This window comes from Nocardioides sp. YIM 152588, from assembly GCF_040191335.1.
Lineage (GTDB): Bacteria > Actinomycetota > Actinomycetes > Propionibacteriales > Nocardioidaceae > Nocardioides.
Genome location: NZ_JBEGDJ010000079.1, coordinates 1 through 14,336, shown reverse-complemented (window position 1 = coordinate 14,336; position 14,336 = coordinate 1). Strand labels below are relative to the sequence as shown.

Below are 14,336 nucleotides of genomic sequence, written 5' to 3'. Positions count from 1 at the left end.
GCCTGATGCGCACCGCTGACATCGCCGCCGCGATGAGCGTCGAGGGCCAGCTCGGCACCGACCGCGTCTTCGCCGCCGAGCTGCAGGCGATCCGCCCGCACCCCGGCCAGGGTGTGCGCGCGGGTGGCGAGCATCCGGGCGGCCGCGTCGATCTCCTCGTCGGAGACCAGGAGGAAGTCCGACAGGCCCGACCGCAGCCCGTCCAGGGTGGCCGGGTAGCCGGCGGTGGTGGCCAGCCCCGAGGCGCGCGTGTGCGCGGGGGCGGTCTCGATCCGGCCGCTGCGCCACGAGCGCCACACGGCGGGGGCCGACTCGGACTGCACGCCGACCACCGCGCAGCCCGGGGCGAGCGCGTCGCGCACCAGGCAGGCACCGACGGCGCCGGTGCCGCTGCCGATCGGGACGTAGACGGCCGAGAGCGACGGCCGCGCGGCGAAGAGCTCGAGGTAGAGCGTGGCGTGGCCGAGGATGATCCGCGGGTCGGTCGGGTCGACGTAGCAGCCGGGCGCGGCCAGCTCGCGGGCGCGCGCGGCGGCCTCGCCGAGTCCGGCGCCGTGGATGAGGACCCGGGCACCGAGGGCCTCGACGGCCTCCCGCTTCACGGCCGGCGCCGAGGCCGGCATCACCACGGTGGCCGGTACGCCGGCCAGCCGCGCCGCCACGGCGACGGACTGCGCGTGGTTGCCGGTGGAGGTGGTGACCAGGCCGGCGGCGCGCTCGGCCGGGCTCAGGGTGGCCGCCAGGTGCACGCCGCCGCGGACCTTGAAGGAGCCGGTCGGGAGCACGTGCTCGTGCTTGACCAGGACCTCCGCGCCGACCGCGCGGTCGAGCAGCGGGTGCCCGACGAACGGGGTCGGGTCGAGCGTCGCCGCGACGACCCGGGCGGCGGCCTCGACGTCGGCGAAGGTCAGGTGCTGGTCCTCGTGCTCCACCCCACCATCGTCCCGCCGCCGACCCATATCGGTCCAATAGTTCTTCTCGCTCGATCCCATCGACGGTGTCGATATACGCTGGGGGCGTGATCGACCTGCGCCGCCTCGAGGCCCTCGTCGCCGTCCACCGCACGGGCAGCGTCTCGGCGGCCGCCGCGTCGCTGCACTACGGGCAGCCGACGGTCTCCCACCACCTGCGGCGGCTGGAGGCCGAGACCGGCAGCGTGCTGCTGCAGCGGGTGGGCCGCGGGATCCGGCTGACGCCGGACGGGGAGCGGCTGGCCCGGCGCGGCGAGGAGATCCTCGGCCTGCTGGAGCGCGCCGAGGACGAGCTGGCGGCCGCCACCCAGCTGCGCGCCGGGCGCGTCCGGCTCGCCGCGTTCCCGTCGGCCGCGGCCACCCTGGTGCCGGCCGCGATCGCGCTGCTGGCGCGGGCCCACCCCGACCTGGCGCTCGACCTGGTCGAGGCCGAGCCGCCCGAGGCCGCCGAGCTGCTCCGGGCCGGCGACGTCGACCTGGCCCTGACCTTCGCCTACCCCGGGCAGGCCGAGGTCGACGGGATCACCTCGACGACCCTGTTCCACGACCCGCTCTACCTGGTCACCGGACCGGCCGGCGACGGCGCCGGCGACGGCGGGGAGGCGGGCGAGCTGGCCGGGGACGGGCTGGCCGCCCTCGCCGACCGGCGCTGGATCACCGGCTGCGAGCGCTGCCGGGCCGAACTGCTCGCCCTGTGCGACGCGGCCGGGTTCGCGCCCCGGATCGCGTTCGCCAGCGACGACTACGTCGCGGTCCAGTCACTGGTCGCCGGCGGCGTCGGGGTGACGGTGCTCCCCGGCCTGGCGCTGCGCGCCCACCTCCACCCCGACGTCCGGCGCCGCGCGATCGCCGGCGCGGACCGGCGGGTCCAGCTCTCGTCGTACGGGGCGCCGCCCCGGCCGGCCTCCGTCGAGGCGGTCGCGGAGGCGCTCCGCGCGGCGGCTACGCGCCGCTGAGGCCCTCGGGGCCGGCGGCGTCGAGGCGGCCCGCCTCGATCGCCGCCCGGCGGGCGATCCGGTGCTCGCGCCGGATCCGCGCCTCCCGCATCCGGCGCTCGTCGTCCGCGGTCTCCGGGAGCAGCCCCGGGACGGGCCGGGGATGGCCGGCGGTGTCGATCGCGACGAAGAGGAAGTAGGCCGACCCGACGTGGAGGAACTCGGTCGACGCGTCGTCCCACGGCTGGGTCTCGATCCGGACCCCGATCTCCATCGAGGAGCTGCCCACGCCGTTGACCTGCGCCCGCGTCCGCACGATGTCGCCGACCCGGACCGGCGCCCGGAAGGACATCTCGTCCAGGGCGGCGGTCACCGCCGGGCCCCCGCTGTGCCGCTGCGCGACCACGCCGGCCGTGGAGTCGGCCAGCTTCACGATCTCGCCGCCGTGGATGTTGCCCAGCAGGTTCGCCTGGGTCCGGGCGCTCACCGTGGCGAGCTCGATCCGGGAGTAGGAGGGCGGCAGGGCGGCGGGACGGTCGACGGCGCGGTCGACGTGGGGGGTCTCGGACACCCACTGAACGTACCCGGAGCGGTCCGCCGCCGCCCACCACGCTCGATTTGCGCCTCCTGCGGCGCGCGGTGCTCGGCGTCACATGGATCTCCGCCCCGAAATCGCGACTTTCGGGGCGGAGATCCATGTGACGCGGCCTCCCCGACCGACCTCGCCGCATCTCGGCGGCCCCACCCACCGGAAACGGCGCCCGTGGGCGATGATCGACCCCATGGAGGACCGTGACCTGCTCGACGCCCTGCGCGCCGCCGCCACCCCCGACGGGCCGCTCAGCACCGCGGCCTACGAGCGCCACCGCGAGGCCGCCGGCGGGCCGTCCGTGGCCTGGATCATCCGCCGCTTCGGCACCTGGCGCTCGGCCTGCGCCGCCGCCGGCCTGCCCACCAACGCGGCCTCGGCGCGGCGCGCGACCTGGAGCGAGGACGACCTGGTGGCCCACGTCGCCGCCTACCTGGCCGACCTGGCGCCCCGCGCGTCCGGCAGCTTCGCGGGCTACGCCGCCTGGGCCAAGGAGCACCCCGGCGCCCCCAGCGGGGCCACCGTCCGCGCCCGGCTGCCCTGGGCCGAGGCGAAGCGGCGGGCCGAGGGGTAAACCGCGGGGCGGCCCACCGCGGAGCGGACGGCCCGGTACCGTCTGGGCCCATGGCAGGCAACGGCACCCGTGGCGACGGCGGCGACGGGAGCGGCTCCGAGTACGACTGGCTCTACGGCTCCGACCCGCAGGCCACGCCGCCCTCACCCGACCAGCGCCCCGCCGGTCAGCGCCCGACGCGACCGCGGCCGCCGGAGGACCGCCCCGACCCCACGATGCTGCTCCCCCAGCAGCCCCGCCCCCAGGCGGGCCAGGGCGGCCAGCCGACCGGCCCCGGCGGGCAGCCCCCGCAGCAGCCGCGGACCCAGCCCGCCCAGCAGCAGCCGCAGCAGCCGCCCCAGCAGCCCCAGCAGCCCGGGGCCCCCCGGAGGTCGCGCTCGCTCGGGGGCTGGGCGCGCCCGCGGCGCTGGATCCGGATCGTGCTCGCCCTGTTCGTGCTCTGGCTCGTCTACCTGGTCGCCGTGCCGTTCTTCGCCTGGAGCAAGGTCGACAAGGTCGCCTTCTCCCCCGACGGCGAGCGCCCGGCCGACCAGCCCGGCACGACGTACCTGATCGTCGGCAGCGACTCGCGCGGCGACCTGACCGAGGAGGAGCGCAAGGCGCTCGGCACCGGCGGCACCGCCGGTGCGGCCCGCACCGACTCGATCCTGCTGCTGCACACCGGCTCGGGCCCCGACACGCTGATCTCGATCCCCCGCGACACCCTGATGGAGATCCCCGGCCGGGGCACCGCGAAGGTCAACTCGGCCTTCGCGGTCGGCGGCGCCGAGCTGCTCACCCGGACGCTGGAGCAGAACACCGGGATCCGGATCGACCACTACGTGGAGATCGGGTTCGCCGGCTTCGTGGACATCGTCGACGCCGTGGGTGGCGTGGAGATCTGCCCGAAGCAGGCGATCAAGGACAAGCAGGCCAACCTGGACGTCAAGAAGGGCTGCCAGGAGGCCGACGGACCGACCGCCCTCGGCTACGCCCGGTCCCGGCACGCCTCCTTCGGCGACAGCAACGACGACTTCGCGCGGGTGCGCCGCCAGCGCGAGGTGATCGGCGCGATCGGCTCGAAGGTCGCCTCGCCGTGGACGGTGCTCAACCCGGTCCGCTACTGGCGGCTCAACCTCGCCGCGCCGGGCGCCATCGCGGTCGGCGAGGGCATGGGCGTCGTCGACGCCGGCCGCTTCGCGCTCGGCATGGCCGCGGCCACCGGGGACGGCGGCACCAACTGCACGCTGCCGGTGAACTACCAGGCGGTGAGCTCCGGCTACAGCGACGTCGTGGTCGACACCGAGCGCGCCGAGCGCCTCTACGACATCGTCATCGAGGACCGCACCGACGACCTGACCAAGAAGATCTGCAACGCCAAGGGACTGTGACCGTGAGCGACTACGAGACCATCGACTGGAGCGTCGACGCCGACGGCATCGCCACGCTCACGCTGAACCGTCCCGACGCGCTCAACGCGTTCGACCTGACGATGGCGGTCGAGCTCGAGCGGGTCTTCCTCACCGACGCCCGCGACGACGCGGTGCGGGCCGTCGTGGTCACCGGCGCCGGGCGGGCCTTCTGCGCCGGCATGGACCTCTCGGCCGACGGCAACGTCTTCGGGCTCGACGAGAGCCTCTCCCCCACCCCGGAGGAGTTCCGCGCGGCCTACGAGACGGCGCCGTACGACGAGGGCGTCCGCGACACCGGCGGCAAGGTGACGCTGGCGATCCACACGCTGCCCAAGCCGGTGATCGCCGCGATCAACGGCCCCGCGGTCGGCATCGGCGCCACGATGACCCTCGCCATGGACCTGCGGCTGGCCTCGACGAGGGCCCGGGTCGGTTTCGTCTTCGGCCGGCTCGGGATCGTGCCCGAGGCCTGCTCGACGTGGTTCCTGCCCCGCATCGTCGGGATCCAGCAGGCCCTGGAGTGGGTCTACTCCGCGGACATCCTCGACGCCGACGCGATCCTGGCCGGACGGCTGGTGCGCAGCGTCCACGAGCCCGAGGACCTGCTGCCCGCGGCGTACGCGCTGGCGCGGTCGTTCGTGCGGGACCGCTCCCCCGTGGCGCTGGGCCTGGCCAAGCAGATGCTCTACCGCAACAGCGCCGCGGCCGAGCCGCTCGAGGCGCACCTGTCGGACTCGCTGGCGATGTACTACACCTCGATCGCCGACGGGAAGGAGGGCGTGGCCGCCTTCCTGGAGAAGCGGACGCCGTCCTTCACCGGCCGGGCCTCCGAGCTGCCGCGGATCTACCCGGGCTGACCGCGCGGGCCTACAGCTGCCGGCCCCGCAGCCTCCGCTTGTCCAGCGCCACCACCACGCTGGTCAGCGCCGCCACCAGCAGGATCCTCAGCCACGACTCCCAGCCGATGGGTGCCGTGTGGAACAGCGCGTTCATCGCCGGCAGGTAGGTCAGCGCCAGCTGGCCGACGGCCTGCACCGTCACACCCACCAGCAGCCACCGGTTGCTGAACGCGCCCGCCCGCCACGACGGGCCGTTCAGGGAGCGGCAGCTGAACAGGTAGAACGCCTCGACGGTGACGAAGAGGTTGACCGCGACCGTGCGGGCGGACTCCACCGGGGTGCCGATGCCGATCTCGTAGTCGAACAGCAGCCGGGTGCCGATCACGAGCAGCGCGGAGACCAGCAGGGTCCGCACGATCACCGGGGCGGTGAGCAGCGAGCGGCGCGGGTCGCGCGGCGGGCGCTCCATGATCCCCGGCTCCTTCGGCTCCCAGGCGAGCATCAGCCCCAGCGCGACCGCCGTTGTCATGTTGATCCACAGGATCTGCGTCGGCAGGATCGGCAGCACCGCGCCCTGCAGGATGGCGACCAGCAGCACCATCCCCTCGGCCATGTTGGTCGGCAGCGTCCAGACGATGAACTTCACCAGGTTGTCGAAGACGCCGCGCCCCTCCTCGACCGCCGCCTCGATGGTGGCGAAGTCGTCGTCGAGCAGCACCATGTCCCCGGCGTCCTTCGCGGCCTCGGTGCCGCCCAGCCCCATCGCCACGCCGATGTCGGCCTGCTTCAGCGCCGGGGCGTCGTTCACGCCGTCGCCGGTCATCGCCACCACGTGGTGGCGGGCCTGCAGCGCCTCGACCAGGCGCAGCTTCTGGGCCGGGCTGACCCGCGCGAAGACCGCGGCCCGCTCGACGGCGGCGGGCAGGTCCTCGTCGCTGATCGCCTCGAGCTCGGCGCCGACCAGCACCGCGCCGGGCTCCCCGTCGGCGAGCAGCCCGATCCGGCGCGCGATCGCCTCGGCCGTCGCCGCGTGGTCGCCGGTGATCATCTTGACCTCGAGGCCGGCGGTGCGGCAGCTGCGCACCGCGTCACGGGCCGTCGGCCGGGGCGGGTCGAGCATCGCCTGCAGGCCGGCGAACGCGAGCCCGGGGACGGTGTCCCCGCGGCCCATCTGCCCCAGTACGCCGGGGGCGGGATCCGCCGCGACCGCGGTCGCCAGCACCCGCATCCCCCTCCCGGCCAGGCGCTCGGCCTCGGCGTGAACCCGCTCCCGGTCGATCCGGTGCGGGGTGCCGTCGGCGGCGAGCTCGGCGGCGCACAGGTCGAGCACCCGCTCCACCGCGCCCTTGACCATCAGCGCCTCGCCGCCGGTCGGCAGCCGGTGGAGGGTCGCCATGAACTGGCGCTCGGAGCTGAACGGCAGCGCGTCCACCCGCGGCAGCCCGTGGGGGACGACGCCGAACCAGCGCGCCGCCACCAGCATCGCCGTCTCGGTCGGGTCGCCCAGGCCCTGGCCGTCCTCGGCGAGCCGGGAGTCGTTGCAGTTCGCGCCGACCTCCAGGCACCAGCGCAGTGCCTCGTCGGACCGGTGGGACGGCGCCCCGGCGGTGCCGTGCTCGGGCAGCACCACCTCCTGCGACGCCGTCCACAGCTCGCGCACCGTCATCCGGTTCTCGGTGAGGGTGCCGGTCTTGTCGGAGCAGATCACCGTCGCCCCGCCGAGCGTCTCGACGGCGGGCAGCCGGCGGATCACCGCCCGGCGGCGGGCCATCCGGCCGACGCCGATGGCGAGGGTGATGGTGACCGCCGCGGGCAGGCCCTCGGGGATCGCGCCGACGGCGAGCGCGACCGCCGCGGTGAACATGTCCGCGGCGGCCTCGCCGCGGGCCACGCCGACGGCGAAGGTGACCGCGGCGAGACCGAGGATCACCACGGTCAGCCAGCCGCTGAAGGTGGCGAGCTTGCGGGTCAGCGGAGTCGCCAGCGTCGCCGCGCTGCCGACCAGCCGGTGGATCTCGCCGAGCTCGGTGTCGCCGCCGGTCGCCACGACCACGCCGGTGCCGGTGCCGCTGGTGACCAGCGTGCCGGCGTACAGCATGTTGCGGCGGTCGGCGACCGCGGTGTCCGGCTCGAGGACCACCTCGTCCTTGGCGACCGGGAGGGACTCGCCGGTCAGCGCCGACTCGTCGGCCTCCAGCTCCGCCTGGACGACGAGCCGGAGGTCGGCGGGGACCCGGGCGCCGGCCTCGACCAGCACCAGGTCGCCGGGGACCAGCCGCTCCGAGGCCACGCTCTGGCGCCGGCCGTCGCGGACCACCAGCGCCTCGGTGTGCACCATGGCGCGCAGCGAGTCCAACGCGGCCTCGGCCTTCGACTCCTGGAGGAAGCCGACCACGGCGTTGACGACGACGACGGCGAAGATCACCGACGCGTCGACGTACTGGCCGAGGAGGACGGTGACCGCGCCGGAGACGATCAGCACGTAGACCAGCGGGCTGTGCAGCTGGCGCAGGAACCGGAGGACCGGGCCCGCGGTGCGCGGCTCGGGCAGCTGGTTCGGTCCGAAGACGTCGAGCCGGCGGTGCGCCTCCTCCTGCGTCAGACCGTCGAGGTGGTCGACGTCGAGCAGGAGCAGCACCTCGTGGGCGGTGAGGGCGTGGTGAGACCGGACCTCGTCGACGGCGGCGGCAGGACCCATGCCGAAATTCCAGCCCGCCGCCACGCCGCACCCCAGGGTCGATGGTCCCGCGCGGGGTCGCCCCGCACGAGATCACATCGCCATGAAGAGGATCTCCTCGCGGGAGTACTCCCGCCCCGGGTGCTCGGCCGCGAGGTGCTCCTGCACCTTCTCGACCAGCTCGTCGTCGTCCTCGCCCCGGATCGTGGTGTCGCAGGGGCAGCGCAGTGACGGCATCGTCGTACCTCTCGGAGTGGAACGGGTTCTCACCGCCAGGGTACGTCGCCCGGGGCGGGGCGCCGCCGGATCTCGCTCAGGTCAGTTCTTGACCAGGTCGGCGACGGTGAGCCACTCGCCCTTGGCGGTGAGTGCGACACCGACCCCGATGCGGTTCGGCTTGCGCTTCAGGACGATCGCGCGGTGGATCGGCTCCTGCATCCACATCCGGACGATCTGGCGGGGCGTGAACGGGCCCTTGGCCATGACCTCGCCGGCCCAGCGGGCGTCGGTCCGGCGCAGCACCGGGCCGAGGCTGAAGTGGTCGAAGACCTTCTCGCCGAGCATCCGCTGGGCGCGCCGCTGCGCGATGGCGTCGACCCGCATGCCGCTCTTGAGCGGACGCCGGTCGTGGGCCTTCCGCTTCTTGTTGACCAGCCGGTGCACGCGGTCGGCGTAGGTCGCGCGCGTCATCGACGAGGCGACCTTCGCCGTCGGCGCGGACTCCGCGGCGACGGGTGCCGCGGCGGCGTGGGCAGGCGCGGGGGTGGCGAACGCGACCGATGCCACCGCGGCTGCGGTGGCGACCACGGAGGCCTGACGGGCGCGACGGGCAAGGCGGAGGAGTGCCATGGGGGATGGGCCTTCCGGTGTGACGACAGTGCATCGCCACCGGTCACGGGGGCTGGGCAGGGTCCGCCACGGTGCGAACGCCAACCACCCCGAGCGCGGTGGCGTAGCGGGCCACGCTAACCGGATGGTTGCCAGATCACCTATTCGTGAGACAGATCACATCTTTCGCCGGACCTCCCCCGCGCCGCATCATCTGCGGCCTGACCTGGGAGGACGCCGAACTACTTGCCGGTGATCCGGTCCGCGACCGTCGCGATGCGGGAGGTATGTGCGACACCGGGTCGGGACTCCCGGCGGTCCGCGGCGGCGTAGGCCCGGTACAGCCCGTGCACCGCCGTCCAGCGCAGCGGCTCCGGCTCCCAGCGGCGCACCCGGCGACCGACCCAGGGCAGCGCGACGCGCTCGGTGTCGCGGCGCAGCACCAGGTCGGCCAGCGTCCGCCCGGCCAGGTGTGCCGAGGCGACCCCGTGGCCGACGTACCCACCGGCCCAGCCGAGCCCGGTGGCCGGGTCGAGCCCCACGGTGCCGCACCAGTCCCGGGGCACGCCGAGCACGCCCGACCAGGCGTGCTCGACCGGCACCCGCGCGGCGTCCGGGAAGAGGCGGGCGAGCATCGCGCGCAGCTGGTCGACCGTGCTGCCGCGGGTCTCGCCGCGGCGGTCTGTGGCCGAGGCGTACCGGTACGGCACCGCACGGCCGCCCAGCGCGATCCGGCCGTCGGCCGTCCGCTGCGCGTAGGCGAAGCCGTGGGCGGTGTCGCCGAACAGCTCCGCGTCGCGCCAGCCGATCCTGCCCCAGACCTCGTCGGGGAGCGGGACGGTCGCGATCATGCTGCTGCTCATCGGCAGCCACTGCCGGCGCAGGCCCGGCAGGCCGGCGGTGAACCCCTCCAGCGCCCGGAGCACCACCGGCGCCCGGACGGCGCCGTGGTCGGTCTCCACCAGCCCGGGTCGGACCCGCTCGACCGTGGTGCCCTCGAAGATCGTGACGCCGGCGCGCTCGGCGGCCGCGGCCAGGCCGCGGACGAGGCGGGCCGGCTGCACGCGCGCGCCGTGCGGGCTCCACGTGCCGCCGACCGCCCCGGGCACCCAGACCCGAGCGGCGAGCTCGGCCGGGGAGAGCTCGAGCAGGTCCTCGCTCCCCCAGCCGAAGCGACGCAGCCCCGCGGTCTCCTCGCGCAGCCGCTCCCACTGGGCCGCGTTGGTCGCCACCTGGACCACGCCCGACCGGTGCAGGTCGGCGTCGATCCCCTCCGCCGCGAGCACGTCGGCGACCTCGCCCACCGCCCCCATCAGGGCGCGCTGGAACGCGACGGCGCCGTCCGTGCCGTGCGTCGCGGCGAACCGCGCGAGCTGTCCGGGCACGCGGGCGCTGAGCCAGCCACCGTTGCGCCCGGAGGCACCGAAGCCCGCGAACTCGCGCTCGAGGACGACGATCCGCAGGTCCGGCTGCTCGCGGCTCAGGTAGTAGGCCGCCCACAGCCCGGTGAGGCCCGCGCCGACGATGGCGACGTCGGCGTCGCGGTCGCCGGGCAGCGCCGCCCGCCGGGCGGGCGCGCCGCCCAGCTGGCGGAACCAGAAGGAGACCTCGCCGTCGACGAAGTCGTGAGCGAGCGGCGGCAGCAGGCCCGCGCTCAGCCCAGCACCTCGTCCGGACCGACGGCGTCGATGCCCACCGCGGCGCCGACCGGGGCGTTGGTGAGCCGGCCGGCGTGGGTGTTGAGGCCCTTGGCCAGGCTGGCGTCGGCCCGGCAGGCGTCCCGCCAGCCCTTGTCGGCCAGCGCGACGGCGTACGGCAGCGTCGCGTTGGTCAGGGCGTACGTCGACGTGTTCGGCACCGCGCCCGGCATGTTCGCCACGCAGTAGAACGTCGAGTCGTGCACCTGGTAGGTCGGGTCGGCGTGCGTGGTGGCGCGGGAGTCCTCGAAGCAGCCGCCCTGGTCGATCGCGATGTCGACCAGCACCGAGCCGGGCTTCATCCGCGACACCAGGTCGTTGGTGACCAGCTTCGGCGCCGCGGCGCCGGGGATCAGCACCGCACCGATCACCAGGTCCGCCTCCATCACCTGCTGCTCGATCGCGAGCTTCGAGCTCGCGAGGCCGTGGACGCGGTTGTTGTAGCGCCAGAACGACATCCGCAGCTTGTCCAGGTCGGTGTCGAGCAGCGTCACGTCCGCGCCCATGCCGAGCGCGATGTTGGCCGCGTTCTGGCCCGAGACGCCGGCGCCGATGATGACGACCTTGGCGTTCGCCACGCCGCCGACGCCGCCCATCAGCACCCCGCGGCCGCCCTGGGCCTTCATCAGCGAGTAGGCGCCGACCTGCGGGGCCAGGCAGCCGGCCACCTCCGACATCGGGTAGAGCAGCGGCAGCGCGCCCGAGGGCAGCTGCACCGTCTCGTAGGCGATGCCGGTGACCTTGCGCTTCATCAGCTCCTCGGTCAGCGGCTTGTCCGCGGCGAGGTGCAGGTAGGTGAAGAGCGTCAGCCCCTCCCGCATCCGGTGGTACTCCTCCGCCACCGGCTCCTTGACCTTGAGCACCATGTCGACGCCGCCGTCGGTGCCCCAGGCCTCCTCCGGGGTCGCCACCATCGTGGCCCCGGCCGCGACGTACTCCTCGTCGGGGATCTGGGAGCCGATACCGGCGCCGGTCTCGATGACCACCTCGTGCCCGTGCGAGACCAGCTCGTGCACGCCGATCGGCGTGATCGCCACCCGGTACTCGTGGTTCTTGACTTCCTTGGGGACGCCGACCTTCATGATGACCGTCTTCCATGTCGCGCGGTGCGGGGGCAGGGCGCCGCCGACCCCCACCGGGTGGTCGGCGACACACCTGACGTTAGCGCACGGAGGGCTGCGAAATCAGTGGCAGATCAAGGAAATTTCTGTGGATTTCTTTGTCGCGGTCGCACCAGGCGGCCGGAATCAGCATGGTGATCCCGGCCTGTCACGATCAGAGCTGGCTCTGCACCCCGGCCAGCAGCTGCCGCGCCATCACGATCCGCTGCACCTGGTTGGTGCCCTCGTAGATCTGGGTGATCTTGGCGTCGCGCATCATCCGCTCGACCGGGTAGTCGCGGGTGTAGCCGTAGCCGCCGAGCACCTGGACGGCGTTGGTGGTGACCTCCATCGCGACGTCGGAGGCGAAGCACTTGGCCGCGGCACCGAAGAAGGTCAGGTCGTCGTCGCCGCGCTCGGACTTCGCCGCGGCGGCGTACGTCATCTGGCGGGCGGCCTCGACCTTCATGCCCATCTCGGCGATGAGGAACTGCAGGCCCTGGAAGTCGGCGATCGACTTGCCGAACTGCTGGCGCTCCTTGGCGTACTCGATCGCGTAGTCGAGCGCGCCCTGGGCGACGCCCACGGCCTGCGCGGCGATGGTGACGCGGGTGTGGTCCAGGGTGCGCAGGGCGATCTCGAAGCCCTGGCCCTCCTCGCCGATGAGGCGGTCGGCGGGGATCCGCACGTTGTCGAAGTAGACCTCGCGGGTCGGCGACCCCTTGATGCCGAGCTTCTTCTCGGGAGCACCGAAGGAGACGCCCGCGTCGGACCTCTCCACCACGAACGCGCTGATCCCGCGCGAGCGCTTGTCGGGGTCGGTGGTCGCCAGGACCGTGTAGTACTCCGAGACGCCGGCGTTGGTGATCCACCGCTTCACGCCGTTGAGCACGTAGTGGTCGCCGTCGCGGACCGCGCGGGTCCTCTGGTTGGCCGCGTCCGACCCGGCGTCCGGCTCGGAGAGGCAGTAGGAGAAGCCGCCCTCGCCGGCCGCGAGCCGCGTCAGGTACTCCTTCTTCAGCTGCTCGCTGCCGCCGATCTGGATCGGCAGCGAGCCCAGCTTGTTGACCGCCGGGATCAGCGAGGAGGAGACGCACGCGCGGGCGACCTCCTCGATCACGATGCAGGTGGCGAGCGCGTCGGCCCCGGCGCCGCCGTACTCCTCCGGGACGTGGGGGGCGTGGAAGTCCGCCGCCCTGAGGGCGTCGGCGGCCTCCTGGGGGAACCGCGACTGCTCGTCGACCTCGGCGGCGTACGGCGCCACCTTGGCGTCGCAGAGGTCGCGGACCGCCTCGCGGATGGCGCGGTGCTCCTCGGTCAGGCCGTAGGAGGAGAAGTCGCTGTTGGTCACGTCGGTCACCCAGTCTCGTCTCGGGGATACTCAGTACGCCGTTTATGGTACTCAGTACCGCCCGGTAATGTGCAGTCGAGACGAGGAGGGCCCCGTGCCAGCGACCGCCACCCGCCGCCGGCTCGTCGAGGCGGCCTTCCGCCTCTTCGCCGAGCAGGGCTTCGAGCAGACGACCGTCGACGCGATCGCCGCGGAGGCCGGGGTCGGCCGGACGACGTTCTTCCGCTCCTTCGCGAGCAAGGAGGCCGTGGTCTTCCCCGACCACGGGCCGATCCTCGCCGCCGTCGACGCCCGCCTCGCCAGCGCCTCGCGCGCCACCGCCGACGTCGCCCTGGTCGAGGCGTCGGCGATCGTGCTCACCACCTACCTGGACGAGGGCGAGGTCGCCCGCGCCCGCTACGCGCTCACCACCACCGTGCCCGCCCTGCGCGCCGCCGAGGTCGCCAACCAGCGCAGCTACCAACAGCTGTTCCGCAACCACCTGCGCGGCTGGCTCGGCTCGGGCGACGACGACCTGCTCGCCGAGCTGCTCGCCAACGCCGTCGTCACCGCGCACAACCACGTGCTCCGCCGCTGGCTGCGCGGGCAGAGCGAGGACCCCGCCGGCGACCTGGCCGAGGCGGTCGGGCTCGCCACCCGCAGCCTGCGGCCCGCCGCCGACACCGAGACGCAGGTCGTCGTGCTCCGGTCCGGCCGCGACTTCGAGGAGCTGCTCCCCGCCGTACGTCGGCTGCTCGACGAGGGCTGAGCGCCACCTGAGCGCCACCGGGGAATCGCGGCGGGCGGGACGGGGTTCCCCAGGTGTGATCAACCGAGACTGGCAGGACCCCGCGACCGTCGAGGCGCTCCTGGACGCCCACACCTGGGCGATCGTCGGGCTGTCCGACAACCCGACGCGCACCGCCTACGGGATCGCGCGCATGCTGCAGGAGCGCGGCAAGCGGATCGTCCCGGTCCACCCCGCGGCCGCGCGCCGCGACCTCGTCGTGCTCGGCGAGAAGGCCTACCCCACGCTCGCCGACGTGCCGTTCGAGATCGACGTCGTCGACGTCTTCCGGCGCTCGGAGGCCGCCGGCGAGTTCGCCGACCAGGCGGTGGCGGTCGGGGCGGGCGGCGTCTGGTTCCAGCTCGGCGTGGTCGACCCCGACGCCTTCGAGCGGACCGTCGCCGCCGGGGTGCCGATGGTGATGGACACCTGCCCCGCGATCGAGTGGCGGCGCCGCGCGGCGTGATGCCCCCCGTGTGATGCCGCGCGTGATGCCGCGCGTGATGGGGGTCGTGTGCCTGAGAGCCCGGGATACGGGTGTGTGGAGGCTCAGGACATCGCGGACACATTGAGTCTCACGACATCGCGGACACCTGACCGGTTCACGACCCGTCCAGC

Annotated in this window: 14 protein-coding genes; 6 read left to right on the top strand and 8 right to left on the bottom strand. The window is 74.0% G+C overall.

What is annotated here, in order from left to right; translation table 11 throughout:
• Positions 1–932: threonine ammonia-lyase (locus ABLM29_RS21245; RefSeq protein ID WP_502889296.1), on the bottom strand; the 932-nt coding region annotated here is incomplete at its 3' end.
• An 86-nt stretch (positions 933–1,018) separates the two neighbouring features.
• On the opposite strand from ABLM29_RS21245, the gene ABLM29_RS21240 reads away from it, so the two are divergent.
• Positions 1,019–1,927, top strand: a complete 909-nt coding sequence (locus tag ABLM29_RS21240) for a LysR family transcriptional regulator (RefSeq protein WP_349716596.1) — start codon at positions 1,019–1,021, stop codon at positions 1,925–1,927.
• On the opposite strand, the gene ABLM29_RS21235 is transcribed toward ABLM29_RS21240, so the two are convergent.
• On the bottom strand, positions 1,914–2,477 hold the full coding sequence (locus ABLM29_RS21235) for an acyl-CoA thioesterase (RefSeq protein WP_349716595.1): 564 nt from the start codon (positions 2,475–2,477) through the stop codon (positions 1,914–1,916). The genes ABLM29_RS21240 and ABLM29_RS21235 overlap by 14 nt on opposite strands.
• A gap of 211 nt (positions 2,478–2,688) precedes the next feature.
• Here ABLM29_RS21235 and ABLM29_RS21230 point away from each other — a divergent pair, with 211 nt between their 5' ends.
• From ABLM29_RS21230 to ABLM29_RS21220, 3 genes are read left to right on the top strand one after another with little or no spacing between them, the layout of a single operon-like run.
• A complete protein-coding gene (locus tag ABLM29_RS21230; RefSeq protein WP_349716594.1) occupies positions 2,689–3,069 on the top strand; it encodes a homing endonuclease associated repeat-containing protein in 381 nt (126 codons plus the stop codon).
• 50 nt (positions 3,070–3,119) lie between these two features.
• Positions 3,120–4,439, top strand: coding sequence for an LCP family protein (locus ABLM29_RS21225; RefSeq protein WP_349716593.1), 1,320 nt, complete (start codon positions 3,120–3,122; stop codon positions 4,437–4,439).
• Between the two features lie 2 nt (positions 4,440–4,441).
• Positions 4,442–5,317 (top strand): crotonase/enoyl-CoA hydratase family protein, encoded by an 876-nt coding sequence (locus tag ABLM29_RS21220; RefSeq protein WP_349716592.1) that lies wholly within the window; start codon positions 4,442–4,444, stop codon positions 5,315–5,317.
• Positions 5,318–5,327: 10 nt separating this feature from the next.
• On the opposite strand, the gene ABLM29_RS21215 is transcribed toward ABLM29_RS21220, so the two are convergent.
• The 6 genes from ABLM29_RS21215 to ABLM29_RS21190 form a co-directional block, all read right to left on the bottom strand.
• Entirely contained in the window at positions 5,328–7,997 is a 2,670-nt protein-coding gene (locus ABLM29_RS21215; RefSeq protein WP_349716591.1) for an HAD-IC family P-type ATPase, read from the bottom strand.
• A gap of 72 nt (positions 7,998–8,069) precedes the next feature.
• Positions 8,070–8,213: a DUF1059 domain-containing protein gene (locus ABLM29_RS21210; RefSeq protein WP_349716590.1), complete on the bottom strand. Its 144-nt coding sequence runs from the start codon at positions 8,211–8,213 to the stop codon at positions 8,070–8,072.
• Between the two features lie 81 nt (positions 8,214–8,294).
• Positions 8,295–8,825, bottom strand: coding sequence for a CAP domain-containing protein (locus tag ABLM29_RS21205; RefSeq protein WP_349716589.1), 531 nt, complete (start codon positions 8,823–8,825; stop codon positions 8,295–8,297).
• A gap of 221 nt (positions 8,826–9,046) precedes the next feature.
• The gene (locus ABLM29_RS21200) at positions 9,047–10,360 is read right to left on the bottom strand and encodes an NAD(P)/FAD-dependent oxidoreductase (RefSeq protein ID WP_502889297.1); all 1,314 of its coding nucleotides are present in this window, start codon (positions 10,358–10,360) and stop codon (positions 9,047–9,049) included.
• Positions 10,361–10,458: 98 nt separating this feature from the next.
• Complete coding sequence (gene ald, locus ABLM29_RS21195; RefSeq protein WP_349716588.1) at positions 10,459–11,583, bottom strand: alanine dehydrogenase; 1,125 nt, start codon at positions 11,581–11,583, stop codon at positions 10,459–10,461.
• 193 nt (positions 11,584–11,776) lie between these two features.
• The gene (locus ABLM29_RS21190) at positions 11,777–12,961 is read right to left on the bottom strand and encodes an acyl-CoA dehydrogenase family protein (RefSeq protein WP_349716587.1); all 1,185 of its coding nucleotides are present in this window, start codon (positions 12,959–12,961) and stop codon (positions 11,777–11,779) included.
• Positions 12,962–13,046: 85 nt separating this feature from the next.
• On the opposite strand from ABLM29_RS21190, the gene ABLM29_RS21185 reads away from it, so the two are divergent.
• On the top strand, positions 13,047–13,700 hold the full coding sequence (locus ABLM29_RS21185; RefSeq protein WP_349716586.1) for a TetR/AcrR family transcriptional regulator: 654 nt from the start codon (positions 13,047–13,049) through the stop codon (positions 13,698–13,700).
• Positions 13,701–13,755: 55 nt separating this feature from the next.
• Entirely contained in the window at positions 13,756–14,184 is a 429-nt protein-coding gene (locus tag ABLM29_RS21180) for a CoA-binding protein (RefSeq protein ID WP_349716585.1), read from the top strand.
• Positions 14,185–14,336: the final 152 nt, after the last annotated feature.

Excerpts from the sequence above, each read along its gene's own strand:
- ABLM29_RS21215 (WP_349716591.1), bottom strand. The coding sequence starts at position 7,997 with ATGGGTCCTGCCGCCGCCGTCGACGAGGTCCGGTCTCACCACGCCCTC.
- ald (WP_349716588.1), bottom strand. The coding sequence starts at position 11,583 with ATGAAGGTCGGCGTCCCCAAGGAAGTCAAGAACCACGAGTACCGGGTG.
- ABLM29_RS21210 (WP_349716590.1), bottom strand. The coding sequence starts at position 8,213 with ATGCCGTCACTGCGCTGCCCCTGCGACACCACGATCCGGGGCGAGGAC.
- ABLM29_RS21205 (WP_349716589.1), bottom strand. The coding sequence starts at position 8,825 with ATGGCACTCCTCCGCCTTGCCCGTCGCGCCCGTCAGGCCTCCGTGGTC.
- ABLM29_RS21230 (WP_349716594.1), top strand. The coding sequence starts at position 2,689 with ATGGAGGACCGTGACCTGCTCGACGCCCTGCGCGCCGCCGCCACCCCC.
- ABLM29_RS21225 (WP_349716593.1), top strand. The coding sequence starts at position 3,120 with ATGGCAGGCAACGGCACCCGTGGCGACGGCGGCGACGGGAGCGGCTCC.